This is a genomic window from Hymenobacter crusticola, assembly GCF_002154225.1.
GTDB classification, from domain to species: Bacteria; Bacteroidota; Bacteroidia; order Cytophagales; family Hymenobacteraceae; genus Hymenobacter; species Hymenobacter crusticola.
In genome coordinates, this window is the sequence record NZ_MTSE01000005.1 from 160,807 (window position 1) to 181,314 (window position 20,508).

A 20,508-nucleotide genomic window follows, 5' to 3' on the forward strand; every position below is an offset into this window, starting at 1 on the left:
TTGTTAATACACAATAGCCTTTGTTTATGACTCCCGATTCAAGCACTACCGATACCATTCGCCTCACCCAGTACAGCCACGGGGCGGGCTGCGGCTGCAAGATTGCGCCGAAGGTTCTCGACCAGATTCTACATACTAGCTTACCCCAACCCCACGACGACAAGTTGCTGGTAGGCAACAGTAGCCGCGATGACGCTGCCGTGTATGACATCGGCGGGGGCCAAGCGCTGATTAGCACCACCGATTTTTTCATGCCCATCGTGGATGATGCATATGACTTTGGCCGCATTGCCTCGGCCAATGCCATCAGTGATGTGTATGCGATGGGTGGCCGGCCAGTAATGGCTATTGCGGTGCTCGGCTGGCCCGTAGATAAGCTAGCCCCTGAAGTTGCTCGCCGCGTGATTGAAGGCAGCCGTAGCATTTGCCAAGAAGCGGGCATTCCGCTGGCGGGTGGCCACAGCATCGATTCGCCGGAGCCTATTTTTGGCTTGGCCGTCACGGGAATGCTCGATATCAAGAACTTGAAGCAAAACGACACGGCCACCGCTGGCTGCGAGCTTTACCTCACGAAGCCTCTTGGGGTGGGCATGTTGACGACAGCTCAAAAACGCGGCATCCTGCGGCCCGAACACGAAGCCGTTGCCCCGCATCAAATGATGCAACTGAACAAAATCGGTTATGACCTAGGTCAACTGGCAGCTGTGCACGCTATGACGGATGTCACTGGGTTCGGTTTGCTAGGTCACTTGTCGGAGGTGTGCGAGGGTAGCAATTTAACTGCGGAAGTTACTTTCGCCCAAGTGCCGCTGTTAGCGGAAGCCGAGGAATATCGGCAGCAGAAAGCAGTACCGGGTGGCACGATGCGTAACTGGGATAGTTACGGCCATAAGATTGGCCCTGTCACCGCCGAGCAACAGCAGTGGCTTTGCGACCCCCAAACTAGTGGTGGCTTACTTGTGTGCGTTGCCCCGGAAGGCCGGGCAGCGGTGCAAGCGGTGTTTGAGCAGCATGGGTTAGACTTACAGCCGTTTGGCCATTTGCGCGCGCACCAAGCGAACGAACCTTGGATTTTGGTGCACTAACGGGTGAAGCTACTTGCGTTTCTGCGGCCACTGCTAGAGTTTAGCTTTGCCGTTATGACCATTGTGGTAGGCTTACGCTTCATCACGAGCTTTTTCAGTACGCGGGGGAAAGTGTTCCGCCCTACGTTCCTGCGGCAATTCTACTTGCTGTTCTGGCCTTTGCTGTGCTTGTGTGTGGGCTTACCCTTCCTGGGTTCCTTTGTGTACCTAGGTACGCTTTCCACGTACGAATTAATCTTGCTAATGGCGCTGGCGGCCATTGTCCTTGGTTTTTCGGTGCCTGCGCTGGTGCTGCACGCGCAGTATTATGCGCGCAACTTGCACACCACGTTGGTGTTCGACCCCAAGCAAAACAAGCTGGAAGTATACGAAGGCAACTTCCGTATTCCGTTTGCCCGCCGCGATTTGCAGCGCGTGGAGTACGTCACCTGTATCTCTCGCCGCCTATTCTGGAGCAACTACAGCTTTTTGCGTTTGCACTTGGCCACCGGCGAAACCATGACACTAACCTCCTTGCTTACTAACCTCGAACCTGTGGCGGAGTTTCTGCGCAATTCCAACCTGGAAACACGGCAGCGTTGGTTTTGCTTTGTTTGACTCCCTACCTATGGTGCAGCGTGGCGTATAGCTCGGCTGCACTACCTTTGCCATTATGCAACTACACTACCGCGAGCTAGGCCAAGGCAAGCCACTGCTCATTTTGCACGGCCTGTTTGGCACTTCTGACAACTGGCAAACGCTAGCCAAACGGTGGGCAGAAACCGGTCACCGAGTTATAGTGGCGGATCTGCGCAACCATGGCCGCTCGCCCCATGCTTCTGAACACACCTACGACGTCATGAGTGCCGATGTATTGGAGCTTTTCGATGCGCTTCAACTGCAAGACGTAACGCTACTCGGACACAGCATGGGTGGCAAAGTGGCCATGCGCTTCGCCCTCGATCATCCGGAGCGATTGGCGCGCTTGGTAGTCGTGGACATTGCGCCAAGCTTCTCAGACATGCGGCACCAAGATGAGATCTTGGCGGGCTTACACGCCGTTGACCTAGGTAAGCTGCAAACGCGGCAGCAGGCGGATGAAGCATTGGCTCAGCACATCCCGCAGTTCAGCATCCGCCAGTTCCTGCTCAAAAACCTCTATCGTCTCGACGATAACTCCTTTGCCTGGCGTCAGAACCTTGATGCGCTGACCATGCACATCGCTGATATTGGTGCCGCGATTACGAGTGTGCAGCCTTTCTTGAAGCAAGCCCTTTTCATCCGCGGTGGTCTGTCAGACTATATCACGGCCGATGATAAGTTGCACAGCATTCCGGCTCTTTTCCCAAACTCCCAGGTCGAAACGATTCCGGATGCTGGGCACTGGGTGCACGCCGAAAACCCAGACCGGGTGTTTGAGTTGGTGCACCGTTTTATGCAGAGCTAAACGGCTGCTCACCTCTTTTACCTTTTTCACTTGAAGCCCGGCACTCTCTACCTCATCCCAACGGTACTCGCTGACGACACTGCCGCGCAAGTACTACCTGCCCAGATAGCAGCCCGCGTAGCAGCCCTCTCCTATTTTCTCGTGGAGAATGCTCGCACGGCCCGGCGCTTCATCAAAAGCGTAGCGCCTGCTCAAGTTATTGAGGAGCTACGCATTGTCGTAATCGACAAAGACGCAACGCCAACTGACATCAGTACGGCATTAAAACCCATGCAGAGTGGACTAGATGCCGGCGTGCTTTCAGAGGCGGGCTGCCCAGGTATTGCCGACCCGGGCGCGGAGCTAGCTCGCGCTGCTCACCAGCTAGGTATTCGGGTGGTGCCGTTGGTAGGGCCTTCGTCGCTGCTGCTCGCGCTGATGGCGTCCGGCATGAACGGGCAGAGTTTCTCCTTTCATGGCTATTTACCTATCGAGAAGCCTAAACGCATTGCGGCGGTTAAGAACTTGGAGCGCCTGGCGCTCACGCAGAATCAGACGCAGCTTTTCATTGAAACGCCCTACCGAAACATGCAAATGTTAGAGGACTTAATTGGCCAGTTACAGCCTTCTACGCGCTTATGTATTGCGGCTAATCTCACTGCTGAGAATGAGTTTGTGCAGACGAACACAGTAGCTGGCTGGAAAGGTAAACTACCCGATATTCACAAGCAACCGGCCGTATTTGTGATTGGGCGCTAACGCAACAAAGGCCGAGTACATCGGCCTTTGTTGCGTTATTTCATTAACTGATACACTGTTAGCGAAGCTACGTAAGCTAAGCCCGTCATGTACAAGAGTTGCAGAATGGGCCACTTCCAGCCCTTTGTTTCACGGTATACAACTGCCAAGGTGCTCATACATTGCATCGCAAATACGTAGAATACGAGTAGCGAAAAAGCACGCGCCGGCGTGAAGAATGGCTGGCCTTGGTCATCTTTTTCAGCAGCTAGCTTCTGCTGTACCGTGCGCATATCGGCATCTTGCCCAACGCTGTAGATCGTAGAAATAGTACCGACAAAAACTTCCCGCGCTGCAAACGAGGTGATAAGCGCAATGCCTACTTTCCAATCGAACCCTAGCGGCCGAATAGCTGGCTCCAACGTCCGGCCAAACAGACCTGCATAGGAATTTTCGAGTTTCTCCGAAGCAATACGGTTATCGGTTTCTTCAGGGGTTAGGTGCTGCTGGGTGGCTGTCGCGCGTACTTGCGCTTCCGCTTGTTCCAAAGCATTGCCGGGGCCGTAAGAAGCTAGCACCCACAATATAACTGATATAGCAACGATTACTTTGCCGGCCTGAAACACGAAAGTTTTCACCTTCTCAATGATGGTGATACCTACGTTCTTCCAGCGTGGCCAGCGGTAGACGGGAAACTCCATGATGAAGTAGCTCCGCTCCTTGCGCCGCAGCAAAATCTTGAGTGCTAAAGCCGAAAAAATGGCAGCAAAGAACCCTAGCAGATACAGCCCCATCAGGGCAATACCTTGTAAGTTGAAGAAGCCTAGCACCTTCTGATCAGGCACTACTAGGGCAATAAGCACCGTATACACCGGTATGCGCGCCGAGCAACTCATAAGCGGCGTCACGAAAATGGTGATGATACGGTCCTTCCAGTTCTCAATGGTACGGGCACTCATAATAGCTGGCACAGCGCACGCCACCCCAGAAATCAGTGGTACAACGCTTTTACCATTCAAGCCAAACTTGCGCATGATGCGGTCCATCATGAACGTTACCCTAGCCATGTAGCCGGTTTCTTCCAGCACCGCAATGAAAGCGAACAGCAGCGCAATCTGAGGAATAAAGATGAGGACGCCCCCTAGCCCTGCCAGCACCCCTTCCGTCAACAAGTTGATAAGGGGCCCGTGGAAGTTGGTCTGGATGAGCTTATTGATCCATGCAACTCCCTCATCAATAAGCTCCATCGGATAGCTAGCCCAGGCAAACACCGCCTGAAACAGCATAAATAAGACGCCGAAGAAAATCAGGTAGCCCCATACTTTATGAGTCAGAACCCGGTCGAGGCGGTTGCTATACGGCTCATTCCGTTCTGTGCGCGTTACAGCGACGGTGTTCAACAGAATCTCATTGATGCGCGCATAGCGGTCAATGGTTTCCTGGGCCTGCCGGGGCGTTGGCTGAAAATCGTACTGCTCCGTTAGCTCCTGGATGTAAGCTCTATCGTCGGCCGAAAGAAAGCTAATATGCCGGAACTGGTGCGCGTAATGCAGCGCTAGATAATCGTTATGCAGGTTGAAGTAATAACGGATCTGCCGGATCATCGGCAACATCTCGTCTGAGGGCGTATAAAACGACACGCTAGGTGCATCTAGCGTCTGTGCTATCACAATTTTGAGCGCAGCTACGCCAATGCCCTTGCGGGCGTTCATCGGAATAATTGGGACACCTAGCTCCTGCTGCAACTGGGCCACATCAATGTGTACGCCGTGCTGCTCTGCTACGTCCATCATGTTCAGCGCCAGCACTGCGGGCAGACCTAGGTCGGCGAGTTGCGTGAAGAGCAACAGATTACGGCGCAGATTGGAAGCATCTGCCGTTACGACCACAAAGTCCGGATACTGCTCAGATGTCCGATCGTAGAGCAGATCGGTAATTACCTTTTCATCCAGGCTTTTCGGATAGAGCGAGTACGTACCTGGTAAGTCAATAATTTCGGCGCGGTGCTGGGGCGTGAGCTGACTCACACCCGTCTTACGGTCTACCGTTACCCCGGGAAAATTACCTACCTTTTGGTTGAGCCCCGTGAGCTGGTTGAATAGCGACGATTTACCGGAATTAGGGTTACCAACGAGGGCAATTCGCGTCAAGCCTTTAGGATTGCGCGGCAAGTGTGCTGCTACAGCTTCCAAAGCGGCTGCCGAGGCTGCCGAAGCAGTTCGGTCAATTGTAATTTCTCCGCCGGCCATGCTCCAAAACTTAATCCTTCAAAAAAATAGTAGCTGCCTCGCTCACGCGCAACGACAACGTATAATCATCGTCGCCAAGAACTAGCGTAATCGGACAGCCGAGGGGTGCCCGGCTATTTAGCCGCACCTGTGTTCCCGGTATGCATCCCATCTCCAGCAGCTTCAGCGCCATCTCAGGGTCTTTCAGGCAACAGATCGTGCCGGTCTCACCAAGACGAAGATCGGTCACGCGGCGCTGTTCGGCAGGCTTGGGAGATTTGGGACGAATAAGCACAGGCGAATACTTTTATTTAGATTCTATTCAAACAAAGGTACTACCCATTTAGGTTTCGCCCAACTCCTATCATACGACTAGTAAATTTTACGTTAAATACTTAACTATCTGATCTGCAGATCATAACCTATCCTCAACTCGGTCTATGACTATTATGCTATGGGTTGTATTCGATTGGCACACTCATTGCAGTTTCGGTATATGTCAAGATTATACTCTATGTTCAAACGCATACTCCCTCTCGTCTCTTTTGCTCTAGTATTACCCATAGTGAGCTGGGCTCAGGAAAATCGCATCTCGGGCCGTATCGTAGATCAACAAACCAAAGAACCCATTCCTTTTGCCTCACTCGGCCTGCGTGATGAGCAGTCTGGCGCTCTCACGAACGAATACGGCTTCTTCCAAATGTCTGGGCCTGAAAAGAATGCCCAAGACTCGCTCGTGGTGCTCGCTCTCGGTTACGCTCGCAAAGCCGTTCTAGTAAAACGCGGCGTTAGCCAGAAAGATATGATCATCGAGGTGCCAAAGCGCCAGATCCTACTTGGTAACGTAACGGTAGAAGCTAGTAAGGTAAAAAACCTAGGCTTAGGGGCTAGATCAAATACGCCTGGTGAAGGCATGATGCAAGGCTTACCGGGGCAGCAATACGCCTTTTACGTGAAAAACGAGAAAGGCAAAAAGCTAGGTAACATTCGTTCGGCCTCCTTCTATATTGGAGAAAATGGCTTTCCGCGGGAGCCGTTCCGCGTGCGTATTTATAAGGCCGATGGCAACTACAATTCGCCAAACACGGACATTCTCAACGACAACGTTGTGGTATCGGCTCCTAAGGGCGGTCAATGGTATACAATTGATCTTACGCCCTACAACATTCCCGCACCTGACGAAGGGTTCTTCGTAGCGATGGAATGGATTGTCAGCGGCGACAACTTCTACACAACCAACTTCATGGACTCTTACACCCCTTATGGTCAGATCATGCGCCCGACCTTTGAGTTCAAAGAGAGCCGTACGTGGAGCTATACCATTGGTAAAGGCTGGAGCTTGCTGACGCTAGCCAGCAACGGGCAGCGCTGGAATGCCATGATCAAGGCGGAAGTGGACGTTTATAAATAATTAAATAAGCTAGGTTACTCGTTGACGTACATAGGTGCTGCAATAGTTACAGAATAGAATGATTATCAAATCAAACGGAAAAAGGCCGGCTTAATAGCCGGCCTTTTTCCGTTTATCATGCCAGGCAGTGCCTAGCTTTCCAACTTACTTCGTCCGCACAGCGATTTCTACCCGCCGGTTTTGCTGACGACCACTTGGAGTAGCATTAGAAGCAACTGGCTGTTCTTCACCCATAGGTTCGACACTGATGCGCGAGGCATCTACCTTGCCATTTTGCACAAACCAATTTTTCACGGCTTCAGCGCGCTTTTCACTCAGCTCTCTGTTGTAATCTTTGTCACCACGAGAGTCGGCAAAACCCATGATGCGTACTTGGTTTTTACCGTAGCGCTGGGCGATAGAAGCCGAAATCTGTTGCAGTGCTTTCGTAGCTGTTGACTTAACTTCCGCTTTGTCAGTATCGAAGAGCACCTTTTCTTCTAAGCCGTACACGTTGTAGTTTTCACTACCCCGTACGTTGATATCTGGCAAGTTGATTTCTGGCAACTTAACATCAGCTAGCTTCTCTTTAGTTACGTCCCAGGCATCAGCCACAATACCACCAGCATCCGTAACTGCTGCTGCGGTTTTTGCTCCGGCATCGGCAGTAGCGTCAGCTGCGGTTTGGCCTGTGCGGGCCACCACAGCGGTATCTGACGTTGCTTCGCTGAGTTGGTCTTTCGTTTCAGGCTTTTTTAAGTCGTTGCAGGAGGCCAACATAGCAGCCACCGCAACAATAGATAACAAGTGCTTTTTCATGGTAATAGGAGGAGAGTTGATACGAAAGCACCTACGGCAAGAGATGCGATACAGTTACCGCGTCTCTTGCCGTAGGTGTTTTCGTTTTTGCTACTCGTTACTCCTACTTACTGCACCTGTTTCATAATCCATTCCCGAATAATCTCCTTGGCTTCGGGCGAAAAGGTTTCCTTCCGTTGGCCGTTTACTACCGGCCACTCGTCCGGATCTGACTGGAACAGGTGATTTACTTTCGGCAACTTATAGGCTGTCACATTTGGATTGGTTTTCAGACCTTTAGACAAAGCATTGATGTTTGTATCGGCAGTAGTATAGTGATCAGCAGTACCATTTAGTAGTAGCACTGGGCACTTAACTGCGGGTAGTTTTGCCAACGGGTCGAACGACAAGAAGGCACGGTACTGAGGCGTGGTTAACTGAGCAGCTCTAGCTAACGCGGCAATCTCGTCAACAGAACCATCTTGTTTTTGCAACACAGAAACAATAATAGAACGCGCCCGCTCATCATCGGGGGTATGCCGTACAATATTTAACAGTTCCTGCTCATTGCGTACCGACGCTTGAACCTGCTCGTTATACATACCCAGCGAGTGTAGCATAGTCACTTGTTGCTGATACACTAGGTCGCTGCCAGATACGCCGTAGGCGGCTAGGGTAACAACAAAGGCAGCTCCCTGAGATTGGGCAGCCGTTAATAAAGCTACATTGCCGCCTTCCCCGTGCCCGATAACGCCAACATGGGCAGCTTGAATTTCGGGTCGCGACTTCAGGAACGAGATGCCAGCCTGTACATCGGTCACTAATTCGGTGGTCGTGCTGCTGGCTGGCTTGCCGCCCGATTGGCCAATTCCTCGGTCATCGAAGCGTAATACTGCAATACCACGGCGAGTAAGATAATCGGCCAAGGAACCTAAGGGGTGATAATCGCCAAGCGAACCATCTCGGTCGTGGGCACCGGCGTCGGACATGATTACTACTGCAGGAAAAGGACCTGGTCCGGCGGGTACCGTAAGCATTCCTCCTAGCTTCAGGTTTGCAGAGGTATTCGTATACGATACTTCTTCTTCCCGGTAAGGAGGCGTAAGACGAGTAGTTTTGGGGCTGATCATCAATGGAACGTACTGTAACACCAAGGGAGCGGTGTAGCCGGGCTGCTTCCAGGTACCCTGTAGCTGATGGCCATCAGAGGCTAGCTTCCCCTTAAATCGACTATCTGCTTCTTCAGCCAGAAACATTACAGTATCTCCTTGCATGGCAACCTGAACCATTAGATTGCCAATTCGCTGCTGCGGTACGTCGAGGGCAGCAAAATACCCCCCGCTCGTGAGGCTCACTAACCGAAATACTATTTCCAACTCGCCCCCCGGAACCTTTAATTTCCCTTTCCAACGGCCTTCCAGTGGTGGAGCTGCTGCTGAAGCATTCTGAATAGCCGCAACGCTTATCAGAAATACTAGCATAACCCAAAAGCGAAGACTAGAGTAGACGTTTCTCTTCATGATGTGAGCGAAAATTCCTGTACTTGGATAACAATATTTTGAATTATTTCTAGCACTACAATCCTATTTATTGCTGAAAATAAAAACGATATTTAGCAACTACCGGATTTTCATCCGGCAAAATTAACTGTTCACGCTGCTTAAAGGCTATTTAACTAGCAAAGCTTGCTGAGCAACCTCCGTTCTGCGTGTGAAAAAGCAGCTTAATAACCATGCCATTAAAATATAATTATTATAATTCTTCACTTTCAACGAATTGTCCTCTCACTACACCTTTATAACATACCTATGCTACTTCAGTACTAATCCACCAAGGCTGGATCAGCATTGAAATAGGAAGGCTCTCACAGTATTGCTTATTCGGCAAAAAACACTCTTTTCACCCGTTCGCTTACACTGGTTAGCAGCTCATACGGTATTGTACCTATGCGCTGGGCTAGCTCCGTCAATGGCACTTGCTCCCCGAAAATAGTGACGAAATCACCGGCTTGTGTTTCGGAAATAGCTGTCACGTCGATCATACACATATCCATGCAAATATTGCCGACGATGGGCGCTCGTTGTCCTCGTACCGCTACTATTCCCACGCCATTACTAAAGCGACGATCATAACCGTCGGCGTAGCCGATGGCAATGGTGGCGATACGGCGCTCATGATCAACCGCCTGCCCCCGACGGCCATAGCCAACCGTTTCGCCAGCTGGAAGCTTCTTGATCTGCGAGATGGTGGTACGCAAGCTACTCACAGGTCGCAAAGCACCCTGGTTCTCGCCAGTGGCTTCTACACCATAGAGCCCAATTCCTAACCTCACCATGTCAAAATGAGCTTCGGGAAAGCGCAAAATGCCCGCAGAATTCAGGGCATGCTTCAGCACGGTATACCCTAACGCGGTTTCCAAGAGCGGTGCCATGCGTTGGAAAGCAGCTAGCTGCTGACGAGAGAAGTCGTTGTGCTGCGCTTCGTCGGCGCCGGCTAGGTGCGTGAGCATACTTGCTACTCGTAAGCGCGAGGCATTTTCTTGCAATACAACCCCTAGCTCGGCCACATCTTCTTCCGCGAAACCTAGGCGCCGCATCCCTGTATCGAGCTTGAGGTGAATGGCAGGCAGTGGGTGGTCATGAGCGGCGCGCAGGTATTCACGGAGCCGCTCAAATGAGTAAATCTCCGGCTCCAGATGATACTGCTGCATCTTCTGAAAACTATCGGGTGAGGGGTTCATCACCATGATGGGCAGACTAATGCCATGCTGGCGCAGCTCTACTCCTTCGTCGGCATAGGCCACGGCTAGGTAATCGACGCGGTGAAACTGCAACAGATTGGCTACCTCATAGCTACCACTACCGTAAGCAAACGCTTTTACCATCACCATCAGCTTGGTATCAGGAGCCAAGCGGACGCGGTAATAATTTAGGTTGTGCACCAAAGCATCAAGGTTCACTTCCAGCACTGTACCGTGAATCTTCTGCTGAAAAGCGGCCACAATACGTTCAAAGCCAAACCGGCGAGCGCCCTTCACCAGCAGAATTTCGTGTTGAAATTGATCGGGGTGGAAGTTGGCCAAAAAGTCTTCCGTCGTAGCGAAGAAGGCCCGCTCGACACCATTAAACAGTGCTTGATGCTGACTGATTTCTGGGCCAACGCCAATCAACCGCTCCACTTTATGAACTGCTAGTTGGGCTGCGACGCGCGCATACAGCTCAGGCGCGGGCAAGCCTGATTCTAGCACGTCAGACAAAATAAGCGTACGACGACCACGCCGGGGCTGGCGAGTAAGTGCGTCGAGCGCCAGGGCTAGGCCAGCAAGGTCGTTGTTGTACGTGTCATCAAGTACGTAGCAGTCGTTGAGCGCCTGCTTCATTTCCAGACGCATTGCAACTGGCACGAGGCGATCAAGGCGCCGTTGAATTTCCGCCGCCGGTACTTGCCGCCACAACAAGACAGCAAGGCAATGGAGGGCATTCTCTACCGAAGGCTCATCCGCAAATGGCAAAGTAAAGGTGTGCTCTTGCGGCAGTGGCTTCGCAATAGCAATATGTACCACCGTGCGGTCGGCGCTAGCTTCGGCTATGTTTACAGCCACATGGGCATCGTGCGGGTGGAAACGGCTCCACGTAAACGTACGGTGCTCGGGAAGTAGTTCGCGAGCAGCTAGGTGCACGGCCTCTTGGTCGCGACAATAGAACAGAGTATCTACTTGCGTAAAGAGTTGCATCTTCTCCGCCACTTTTTCTTGAGGGGAAGTGAAACCAGCATCGTGGGCGGTACCTAGGTTTGTGAAAACACCTAGGGTAGGCTGGATTACTCGCGCCAAACGAGCCATTTCGCCACGCTCCGAAATACCCGCTTCAAAGATGCCAAGCGTATGCGTGCTATTCAATTCCCACACGCTTAAGGGCACCCCCACTTGAGAATTGTAACTGCGCGGGCTTTTGCAAATCAGCTCATCGGGGCTCAGGAGCTGCGCCAGCCACTCTTTTACAATGGTCTTCCCGTTGGAGCCCGTAATCCCAACCACCGGGATACGGAACTGGCGCCGGTGTTGCGCCGCTACTGTCTGCAGGGCTGCTAGACTGTCGGCGACCAGTAAAAAGCTAGCTTCTGGGTAAGACTCGATTCCGCCAAGCACTTCTTCCACCCGGTCTATTACGAACAGACGCACTCCCCGCCGATATAAATCGGCTAGGTACCGATGCCCATTGTGCTGAGCACCACGGATGGCAAAGAATAAAGCGCCCCCGGGTTGGCCTACCCGACGACTATCGAGTAAAAGTTGATGAATGGCAACGCCCGTAGAGTCGGCTTGCAGCAAATTACCGCCGGTAAGGGCTGGTAGGTCGGAAAAAGTAAGCATAGAACCAGTAACAACTACGACAAAGGTAGAACTGTTGCGTCTTATGCTAGGTTTGCTACTGCACGGTTCAGCAGCCTACTTGCGCTTGGTGCCATAGCCTAATGGTTACGCAGTGCCAACTACTACGACTCTATTTGATAGCCGCCGCTTCCAACAATAATGCACAAGAGCCTCAACTATGCTTGAGCCTCTTGTGCATTATTGTTGGAAGCGGCGGCTTATGATTGAATTGCGCAGATGTCAAAAACCTTAGCGAAGCTTAAAGGCATTTTTGAACTGCGGCACAACGTACTGCACCGTTACGCCCGTTACCATGTACCAATCATGGCGTTGCCCATTACCGCGTGCCTGACCAGGTAGAGCCACACTATTCGCGTCATTACGGGTGATATCATGACCGAAATACAGCGCTTCGGGGCTGGCAAGGTTATTAACTTCGGTGTAGGTGCCGCTCACGTCATCTAAGTAGTCGGTGAAGGTTTTGCGCCAGCCCACTTCTAACCCTAGATCTAGGTCCTTGTTGAGGCGGTAGCGTACGCCGCCGCCAAAGGGTAGCGCAAACTGCGTACGCCGGTAGCCGGTGTTCTGTCCCTCCGTATGTAGCGGCTGCAAAGCGAGGTAGCTACCCTGATCTAGCCCTTCGGGAACTGTGCCTCCTTCTACCAAGCCTTTTGGGTTATGGTGAAAAACGGCAACCCCAGCAAACACGTAAGGTACGAAGTCAGGCCGGCGCAGGTAGTCATTCCAATTTTCAATCAAATCGAAAACGCCAGTGGCCGAGAGTTCTACCAGATCGTTGCGAAAGTTGATATTCCGCGCATAACGCATCTGAGCGCCAGCGTCGTGGTCATCGATAGCTTTGGTATCTTGTCCCGTGATGCGCCCATAGGATAGAGCTGCCCGTGCCGAAATGCGCTCCGTGAAGCGTTGGGTAACACTCAGGGCTACGCCCGGCCGGGTGGAGCCAAGCCGCAAGCCGCTCATACCATTGTTGGGCGTTACATCTCCGAAATAACTCAAGCCATTCAGGCTAAGTCCGACACTCCGGTAGCGGTCGTGCTTGCTGTAGTTTTGCGCCTGCAAAGATGAGGCAGCTAGGGTAAGGAAAGGCAACGCCAATAAAAAGGTTGAGTAGCGTTTGATCATAAAGCAGCTGGGGTAGATAGTTAGGCTGTTGTTTTATTTGGCGGCAAAACTCTGCTGTTCGCCTTCCCAAAGCCAAGCCTATATAGATTAATCTAAATACAAAAACATTGCCGATTGCCCAACCTTAACACACCATTTCAGAAGCTAATCTGATAAGTAGCATCTTGTCAGAGCGTTACTTACGGTGCTTAATGTAAAGAAGTGCTTCTGCCTCACGCGAACGGAATCTTAGGCCTGTTACGGTAAGAGCACCGCCTATCCAGATATGCCTACTCTTCTTACCTTCACTCCCGGCCCATTCTACTATCTTCGGGCTGCTTTCTGAACCTCATTGCGCTCAATGACTACTGTTACTTCTGCTCCCGCGCCCCTCTGGCGGCGGGCGTTGCCCCACCTGCTTGCGGTGGTATTCTTTTTGGTGCTAGCTGCCGTGTACTTTTCGCCCATCTTGTTTGAGGGTAAGACACTTGCGCAGCACGATATTGTGCAGTTCAATGGCGGCGCGCACGAAGCCGCTCAATATCGTGACGCTACGGGCAAGGAAGCCCTGTGGACTAACTCGATGTTCTCGGGCATGCCTACTTACCTCATCAGCACGCGCTTTCCGGGCGATCTGTCGGGGTATTTACATAAGGCGTTCACCCTAGGGCTGCCGGCGGTAGTGGCCAATCTCTTTCTGACGCTGCTATGCGGTTACATCTTGTTTGTGGCGCTTGGCTTGCAGCCGTTGGTAGCGGCCGTGGGAGCAATAGCTCTAGGTTTTACGAGTTATAATCTCATTATCCTAGCTGCTGGCCACAACACGAAGTCGTTGGCACTGGCGTATGCCCCACTGGTACTCGGCGGGCTGCTGGTCACGTTCCGGCGCAATAGGTGGCTAGGGGCAGCGCTTTTTGCCTTGGGGCTCACCATGAACGTGCGGTCTAACCACCTGCAAATAACCTACTATTTGTTGCTGCTCGTCTTGATTTTTGGTATCGTGGAACTGGTTGCGGCGGTACGGGCCAAGCGCTTGCCTGAATTCTTCGGACGTGCGGTGCTATTGGCGGTAGCGGCACTGCTGGCAGTAGGCGTGAGTTTTGGCCGCCTTTACACTACGCTGGAATATGGCAAGTATTCGATTCGGGGCCGCTCCGAGCTGAAGACTCCGCCGCCTACGGCGCCTGGTGCTACGCCCCAACCCGCCGGCGACGATGCCGTTGGTGGTTCTGGCCTCGACCGAGATTATGCGTTCGGCTGGAGCTACGGTGTGGGCGAATCCATTACCCTGCTCATTCCTAACTATTACGGTGGGGCTTCACAGGGAAAGCTAAGCGAGACGTCGGAAACAGCAAAAGCACTAGCTTCACTTGGGGTGCCACCCGTACAACTGCGCGACTTCCTAGCGCAGCTACCGCTGTATTGGGGGGCGCAGCCCTCCACGAGCGGACCCGTTTACATGGGGGCGGTGGTGTGCCTGCTGTTTGTGCTCGGGTTGTTTGTAGCCGACCGTCGTACGCGCAACTGGCTGCTGATTGGTACGATCCTGTCCATCGTGCTAGCTTGGGGCAAAAATTTCGAGACGTTCAACTACTTGATGTTTGACTATTTCCCCGGCTACAACAAGTTTCGCTCGGTGTCAATGGCGCTCGTTATTGCGCAGCTAGCCATGCCGCTGCTGGCGGTGCTGGCGCTGGCGCGTGTCTTGCGTGCGCAACCACTCGCTACGACTACTGTCGGATACCCAGCTCTGACAGCTAAGCCCGCCGACTCGCCTGAAATGGTGGACCTTAAGCGCAAACTTCTCTACGCTGTGGGTATTGTAGCAGGTATTTGCGTACTGGCGTTTTTGGCTGGTCTAGGGGCTGACTTTGCTGGCCCTGTAGATGCGCAGATGCAGCAGCAAGGCTTCCCCCTGGATGCGTTGCGCCAAGACCGGGCTAGCCTCATGCACACCGATGTATTCCGCTCATTGGTCTTCATCCTGCTAGCCGCAGGGGCACTCTATGCCTTTTTGTTGCGCAAGCTGACAGCTACCACAACAGTGCTGCTTATTGGCGTGCTAACCTTGGTAGACTTATGGGGCGTGGACAAACGTTACCTCAACGAAGCAAATTTTCAGCGGGAAACGGTAGCGCAGCAATTTGTGCCTACCCCGGCCGATGAGCAAATCTTGCAGGATAAAGACCTGAGCTACCGGGTGCTGAACATCCAGAATCCGTTCAACGAAGCCAACACCTCCTATTTTCACAAAAGCATTGGGGGCTACCACGGCGCCAAGCTGCGACGCTACCAAGACCTAATTGACCGGCAAATTGCCAACAACAATACGCAGGTGCTGAACATGCTCAACACGCGCTATATCATCACCGGCGACCCGAAGCAGCCGGTGCAGCGTAACCCCGGCGCGCTTGGCAATGCGTGGTTTGTGAGCGAAATTGAGAAGGTACAAAGCCCAGATCAGGAAATGGCTGCGCTGAGTAAACTCAACCCGGCTACAACAGCCGTTGTTGATGCCTCGAAGTTTCCGGTTGCTAAAACCACCTACAACGTGGCCGGCTCCACAGTGCGCCTCAGCAACTACGCGCCCGATGAGCTAAAGTACCAAGTCGACGCCGCTCAGGATGGCTTCGTGGTGTTCTCCGAAATCTTCTACCAAGATGGCTGGAATGCCTACATCGATGGGAAGCTGACGCCGCATATGCGCGCCGACTATGTGCTGCGCGCGTTGCCTGTGCCGACTGGCCAACACACCATCGACTTCAAATTTGAGCCGAAGGAATACGCCGTGGGAAATACCGTGTCGCTGGTTTCTTCTGTGGTGCTGATATTGGCGCTTCTTGCTGCCTTATATTATGCAGCTAAGCGCAAGCCTGAGCCGGTGCAAGCGGAAGAAGTTAAGCTGGCAGCGTAACCAAGCCTGAAACCTAGCTTTCATCTGCCTGCTATTCTGTGCCCAGCGCAGGATGGCAGGCAGCTTTTTTATGATGCCTCCTCCCCTTTTGCAAGAACTAGCTGAACCCGTTGCCCGCCAGCGTGGCGTTCGGCTGCTTCTCCTGCGCGACGACCTAGCGCACCCTGAGCTACCCGGCAATAAGTGGCGTAAACTCAAGTACAACTTGTTAGCGGCTCGTGCGCAAGGTCATACCACGTTGCTCACGTTTGGCGGCGCTTACTCTAATCACTTGGCAGCCGTGGCCGCCACCGGCCGGCTTTATGGCTTCCGTACGATTGGGGTAGTGCGCGGGGAAGAACATTCGCCGCTTAACTCTACCCTAGCCCAAGCTGCCGCCGATGGCATGGAGCTGCGCTACCTCGACCGCGACGCGTACCGCCGCAAGCAGGAGCCCGCCTTCCTCGCGACGCTACAACGCGCAACCGGACCGGCCTACGTAGTGCCCGAAGGTGGCTCCAACACCTTAGCTCTACCTGGCTGCGCGGAACTAGTGACTGAGCTAGCTACCCAAACTAATTTCGATGCGCTTTGTGTGGCTTGCGGCACTGGCGGCACACTAGCCGGCTTGCTCACTGGCCTCGCCGGCACCCGCCATGCAGTAGGCATCGCCGTGCTAAAAGGAGGTAGCTTTTTGCAGCAAGATATTGATGCTCTGACTCAGGCAGCCACGGGCACCCTCTACTCCAATTGGTCGTTGCAGACTGACTATCATTTTGGGGGCTATGCTAGCTTCTCGCCGGAGCTTCTACTGTTCATCCGCCAGTTCCAGGCGAGGCACGGCGTGCTGCTAGACCCGCTGTACACGAGCAAGCTGCTGTTTGGCGTTTTGACGTTGATCGAACAGGGCTACTTTGCCGCTGGTAGCACGGTAGTAGCAGTGCACACCGGCGGTTTGCAAGGCTGGCAGGGCTTTCGGCAGCGCTATGAGACCCGAAGTAATTGGTGGCCAGTGCTTCCCTAGCCAAGCCCTATGGAATGCACTTGCTCTAGCTTGCTTCTACTTACAACTCGTGCGGCACAGCAGTAAGGTTGAGTTTAGCCAAACTTTGTTCCGGTTCGTACTTGCCCAATACAGGTCTATTCCTGCTTTATGTATGCCCCTTGCTCGCTTGCTACGTCGCCTGTTGCCCCTGCTTTTTCTGGTTGGGCTAGGTTGGTTTCTTTGGAAGAAAATACAACCTACTCTATCTGAGCTGGATAACCCGCTACGGGCTGAACCACGTATTACCGTAAGCCACAACACTGTGCTGACCAAAATAGAAGGGCTAGGTCGGCTGGAGCTGGTGCGCTATCATTTCAAGGACATTGTGGAGTACAAGAAAAGTACCTACCGCTTTTTACCTGATTCTAAAGTAGCCCTCATCGTAGCCGGCGACGCCATCGGCTGCCTGGACTTACGCAAAGTTCGGGAGCAAGACGTGGTCTTTGAAGGCGACTCTGTCATGCGCATTGCATTACCCGCTGCCGAGCTCTGCACTTGGCAAGTCGACCACCGGCAAAGCCGCGTGTATAGCGTGGAAAACGGCTTTTTTCAGGATGCAGCCTTAGTCGACGAAAGCTACAAGTACGCCGAGAAAAATGTGCGCCGAGCGGCGCTGCAATCAGGCATATTGGCCCAAACAGAACAAAATGCCCAGCAAATCCTGCGGCCGATGCTCGAAACAATGACCGGACGGCGTGTGGTCCTGACGCGCCAAATGACCCCGCCCCAACTACCCGCGAAGCGCTAGGTTAGTCTTCTTCCTCAGGCACTTTGCCTAGGTCGTCGAGGGCTATCTTGATGAGGTCAGCTTCGTAGCCTTTGGCCGTGAGAAAGAGCTGGAGTTTCTGACGCCGGGCACGCGGGTTCTTCTCCTTTTCCTGCCGATCTTTTTTCTCCAGCAGCTCCACCAAGTTTTGGTAGTACTCGTCGCCGTCGATTTCTTTTAAGCCCTGTTTGATGCAGTACTCCGAAATGCCCTTGAACTTGAGGTCCTGCACAATGCGCCGACGCCCCCACTTCTTGAGCCGGTACTTTCCCCGTACAAAACTCTTCGCGTAGCGCTCCTCGTCGAGCAGCTTCTCCCGACTCAGCCGAATGATAATTTCGCCTGCTTCGTCTTCGTCGAGGCCATAGCTGCGCAGCTTCTCCTCTACTTCTTTCTGGTTGCGGTCCTGATAAGCGCAAAAAGCAGCTATTTTTTGCAGCGCTTCGGGCGGGGTATAGAATTTTTTGGGAGGTTGATTCATCGTCCGCGACGTGCGTTCTGAGGTGTAATGAGTAGCAAAGAAACGACGTTGCTGGTCGCCGTTTCGTTCCCTTTTAGCAAGCTACGCGCTGCGCAGCTATTGGGGTGAGGCCTGTGGTACCTGCGCGCGACCATTATTCAGCGCTAGCAAGGCGAGGCGAGTTCTTGCGTAGTAAAAGCCTCAGCCTAGGTCTGCTTATTTCACTAAACTAAGCAGGTGAGTACAGGTGTATATTTCTAAATCGCTCGGCTACATTGTCCTCATCCTAGCATTCTGCTTTCCCACTCAATTTACGCCTAGCTAGCAATGAGCCAACAACCACCTTCAGCGTTGAATTCTGATCATACGACTACCCCTTTACCCACTCATTCCATCCAGCGACGCAACTTTTTACGCTACTCAGGTGCTGGCCTAGCCCTAACCGGCTTGCTACTAACGGGCTGCGACGACGACGATGAGAGCTCCAACAACAGCGCCTTCGTGGACGTAGGCAGTGGCGACCTAGGGGTGCTCAACTACGCCTACGCCCTAGAGCAGTTGGAGTACGCCTTTTACTCGCAGGTTCAGGGTGGCGCTTACTACAAGGGACTAGCACCTACCAGCGCCGAAAAACAAATTCTGGACGACTTGCTAGTCCATGAGAAAGCTCACGTCGATTTGTTCCGGAACGCGCTGGGCTCTAATGCCATTAAGGATTTGGAGCCAGACTTTTCCACGATCAACTTTGATGATCGAGCCATTGTGCTCGGCACGGCTAAGACGTTCGAAGACACAGGCGTTGCTGCTTACAATGGGGCCGCCCGCTACCTCGAAACCCCCACTTACTTGCCGTTAGCTGGCAAAATCGTGTCGGTGGAAGCTAGGCACGCAGCCCTCATCCGCGATATTATCACCTTCAATGCATTCGTTGCCGCGGATGTCGTGGATCTGTACACGCCGCTCACAGGTGGCGCTATCGGAGCTGGTGCGGGCTCTGGCTTGGAAAAGTCGATGCGCCCGGCGCTTGTGGTCAACGCTGTTAATCAATACTTGAAAGAGGGCTCGAAGCTCAACGTCAGCAAGTTCGTCTAGCTAGGTCGCTCCGGTTTCTTGTCTTCCCTACACTCCGTTTTCTATGGATTTTTTTCAACTCCTTTCTGATATCGAAAAAGTAGACCCCGAAGTCTACGAGCGTTTCGACGCGCGTCGGCGCGTGTTCAAGCACTTTGGCACCATGGGCAAAAAGCTGACGGCTGCCGCAATGCCAGGGCTGGTAAGTGGCCTATTCAGCAAAGCCTACGGACAAACCACCACGCTGCCTGCCGATGTGGTAAACGTGCTGAACCTAGCTCTGAGCCTAGAGTACTTAGAGTTCTACTTCTACGATACGGCCCTGAACCGCCCCACTTACGGTTTGCCTACTAGTGCTTCTTTATTTACGACGACTCCCGCCGCAGCTACCAGTGAGCGCCAAGGCATCGTCCTGATTCGCAACGACGAGGAAGGCCACATCAAAACCCTACGGGCCGCCCTAGGTCCGGCGGCTATTCCGGAGCCAGCGCGTGCTGTTTTTGACTACAGCGGCGGCAAAGGTGGCTTCAAAGGTCCATTCGCTGACGTATTCACTAGCTCTGCTACCTTTTATAGAGTGGCGCAGTCATTCGTTGATACAGGCGTGCGGGCTTATAAAGGTGGCGCGCCTGTTTTGTTCAACAACAAAGATCTACTAGAGGCTGCTTTAAATATTCACTCCGTAGAAGCCCGGCACTCATCGCACTTGCGCACGCTGCGACGTGGCAAAGCAGCGGGCGTAGATGGTCCGCCTGCGGCACAAGCTACGGTTGGCTCACTCAACACGGCTCCCAAAAGCTGGATTTCCGGCACCGACAACGGCGGCGCTTCACCGACCACTTCGGTTTCCACAACGCCTATTTACGGCGCTGGCGCTCCAGCCACCGATTATCCAGCTGAAAACAACATAGCCCAAGCCGGTCGGACCATCACCACTGATAGCGGCATCAACGATGCTGCCGCCTCCGAAGCGTTTGATGAGCCCCTGGATGCGGCTACTGTTAAAACCATTGCGCGCAACTTCGTTGCGGCTAGCTCTACACTGTTCACCTAAGAGTCGCTAGTTGCACAAACAAAAAAGGCAGCCCGTGGGCTGCCTTTTTTGTTTGCGTAGCATCTACATAAGGTGAGT

17 protein-coding genes are annotated in these 20,508 nt (G+C 53.0%); 10 read left to right on the plus strand and 7 right to left on the minus strand.

Annotated elements, in window-relative coordinates:
* The first annotated feature begins 26 nt into the window (after positions 1-26).
* From selD to BXP70_RS12015, 4 genes are read left to right on the plus strand one after another with little or no spacing between them, the layout of a single operon-like run.
* Positions 27-1,085 carry a selenide, water dikinase SelD gene (gene selD, locus BXP70_RS12000; protein ID WP_086594319.1) on the plus strand — a complete coding sequence of 353 codons (1,059 nt, stop codon included), beginning with the start codon at positions 27-29 and terminating at the stop codon, positions 1,083-1,085.
* A gap of 3 nt (positions 1,086-1,088) precedes the next feature.
* Positions 1,089-1,682 (plus strand): hypothetical protein, encoded by a 594-nt coding sequence (locus BXP70_RS12005; protein WP_086594320.1) that lies wholly within the window; start codon positions 1,089-1,091, stop codon positions 1,680-1,682.
* 55 nt (positions 1,683-1,737) lie between these two features.
* A complete protein-coding gene (locus BXP70_RS12010) occupies positions 1,738-2,511 on the plus strand; it encodes an alpha/beta fold hydrolase (RefSeq protein ID WP_245849615.1) in 774 nt (257 codons plus the stop codon).
* Between the two features lie 30 nt (positions 2,512-2,541).
* Entirely contained in the window at positions 2,542-3,249 is a 708-nt protein-coding gene (locus tag BXP70_RS12015; RefSeq protein WP_086594322.1) for an SAM-dependent methyltransferase, read from the plus strand.
* Positions 3,250-3,284: 35 nt separating this feature from the next.
* Here the strand turns inward: BXP70_RS12015 and feoB are convergent, their stop codons facing one another.
* Both feoB and BXP70_RS12025 read right to left on the minus strand, forming a co-directional pair.
* Positions 3,285-5,477 (minus strand): ferrous iron transport protein B, encoded by a 2,193-nt coding sequence (gene feoB, locus BXP70_RS12020; protein WP_086594323.1) that lies wholly within the window; start codon positions 5,475-5,477, stop codon positions 3,285-3,287.
* A gap of 10 nt (positions 5,478-5,487) precedes the next feature.
* Positions 5,488-5,751, minus strand: a complete 264-nt coding sequence (locus tag BXP70_RS12025) for a FeoA family protein (RefSeq protein ID WP_317044465.1) — start codon at positions 5,749-5,751, stop codon at positions 5,488-5,490.
* 270 nt (positions 5,752-6,021) lie between these two features.
* Between BXP70_RS12025 and BXP70_RS12030 the strand changes: the two genes are divergently transcribed.
* On the plus strand, positions 6,022-6,867 hold the full coding sequence (locus BXP70_RS12030; RefSeq protein ID WP_179197673.1) for a carboxypeptidase-like regulatory domain-containing protein: 846 nt from the start codon (positions 6,022-6,024) through the stop codon (positions 6,865-6,867).
* 144 nt (positions 6,868-7,011) lie between these two features.
* On the opposite strand, the gene BXP70_RS12035 is transcribed toward BXP70_RS12030, so the two are convergent.
* The 4 genes from BXP70_RS12035 to BXP70_RS12050 all read right to left on the minus strand — a co-directional run bounded on the left by BXP70_RS12035 (position 7,012) and on the right by BXP70_RS12050 (position 13,162).
* The gene (locus BXP70_RS12035) at positions 7,012-7,665 is read right to left on the minus strand and encodes an OmpA family protein (RefSeq protein WP_086594325.1); all 654 of its coding nucleotides are present in this window, start codon (positions 7,663-7,665) and stop codon (positions 7,012-7,014) included.
* Positions 7,666-7,772: 107 nt separating this feature from the next.
* Positions 7,773-9,125 carry an alpha/beta hydrolase family protein gene (locus BXP70_RS12040; protein ID WP_179197674.1) on the minus strand — a complete coding sequence of 451 codons (1,353 nt, stop codon included), beginning with the start codon at positions 9,123-9,125 and terminating at the stop codon, positions 7,773-7,775.
* A 395-nt stretch (positions 9,126-9,520) separates the two neighbouring features.
* Positions 9,521-12,016 carry a bifunctional UDP-N-acetylmuramoyl-tripeptide:D-alanyl-D-alanine ligase/alanine racemase gene (locus BXP70_RS12045; protein ID WP_086594327.1) on the minus strand — a complete coding sequence of 832 codons (2,496 nt, stop codon included), beginning with the start codon at positions 12,014-12,016 and terminating at the stop codon, positions 9,521-9,523.
* A gap of 249 nt (positions 12,017-12,265) precedes the next feature.
* Entirely contained in the window at positions 12,266-13,162 is an 897-nt protein-coding gene (locus BXP70_RS12050) for a DUF6089 family protein (protein WP_086594328.1), read from the minus strand.
* Positions 13,163-13,502: 340 nt separating this feature from the next.
* Here BXP70_RS12050 and BXP70_RS12055 point away from each other — a divergent pair, with 340 nt between their 5' ends.
* The 3 genes from BXP70_RS12055 to BXP70_RS12065 all read left to right on the plus strand — a co-directional run bounded on the left by BXP70_RS12055 (position 13,503) and on the right by BXP70_RS12065 (position 17,827).
* A complete protein-coding gene (locus BXP70_RS12055; protein WP_086594329.1) occupies positions 13,503-16,055 on the plus strand; it encodes a YfhO family protein in 2,553 nt (850 codons plus the stop codon).
* A 70-nt stretch (positions 16,056-16,125) separates the two neighbouring features.
* Positions 16,126-17,058 carry a 1-aminocyclopropane-1-carboxylate deaminase/D-cysteine desulfhydrase gene (locus tag BXP70_RS12060; RefSeq protein ID WP_317044466.1) on the plus strand — a complete coding sequence of 311 codons (933 nt, stop codon included), beginning with the start codon at positions 16,126-16,128 and terminating at the stop codon, positions 17,056-17,058.
* 133 nt (positions 17,059-17,191) lie between these two features.
* On the plus strand, positions 17,192-17,827 hold the full coding sequence (locus tag BXP70_RS12065) for a DUF4230 domain-containing protein (RefSeq protein WP_086594330.1): 636 nt from the start codon (positions 17,192-17,194) through the stop codon (positions 17,825-17,827).
* A gap of 1 nt (position 17,828) precedes the next feature.
* Here the strand turns inward: BXP70_RS12065 and BXP70_RS12070 are convergent, their stop codons facing one another.
* Positions 17,829-18,326 carry a regulatory protein RecX gene (locus BXP70_RS12070; RefSeq protein ID WP_086594331.1) on the minus strand — a complete coding sequence of 166 codons (498 nt, stop codon included), beginning with the start codon at positions 18,324-18,326 and terminating at the stop codon, positions 17,829-17,831.
* Between the two features lie 330 nt (positions 18,327-18,656).
* Between BXP70_RS12070 and BXP70_RS12075 the strand changes: the two genes are divergently transcribed.
* Together BXP70_RS12075 and BXP70_RS12080 are read left to right on the plus strand one after the other, a co-directional pair.
* Complete coding sequence (locus tag BXP70_RS12075; protein ID WP_245849616.1) at positions 18,657-19,397, plus strand: ferritin-like domain-containing protein; 741 nt, start codon at positions 18,657-18,659, stop codon at positions 19,395-19,397.
* A 43-nt stretch (positions 19,398-19,440) separates the two neighbouring features.
* A complete protein-coding gene (locus tag BXP70_RS12080) occupies positions 19,441-20,430 on the plus strand; it encodes a ferritin-like domain-containing protein (protein WP_086594333.1) in 990 nt (329 codons plus the stop codon).
* Positions 20,431-20,508: the final 78 nt, after the last annotated feature.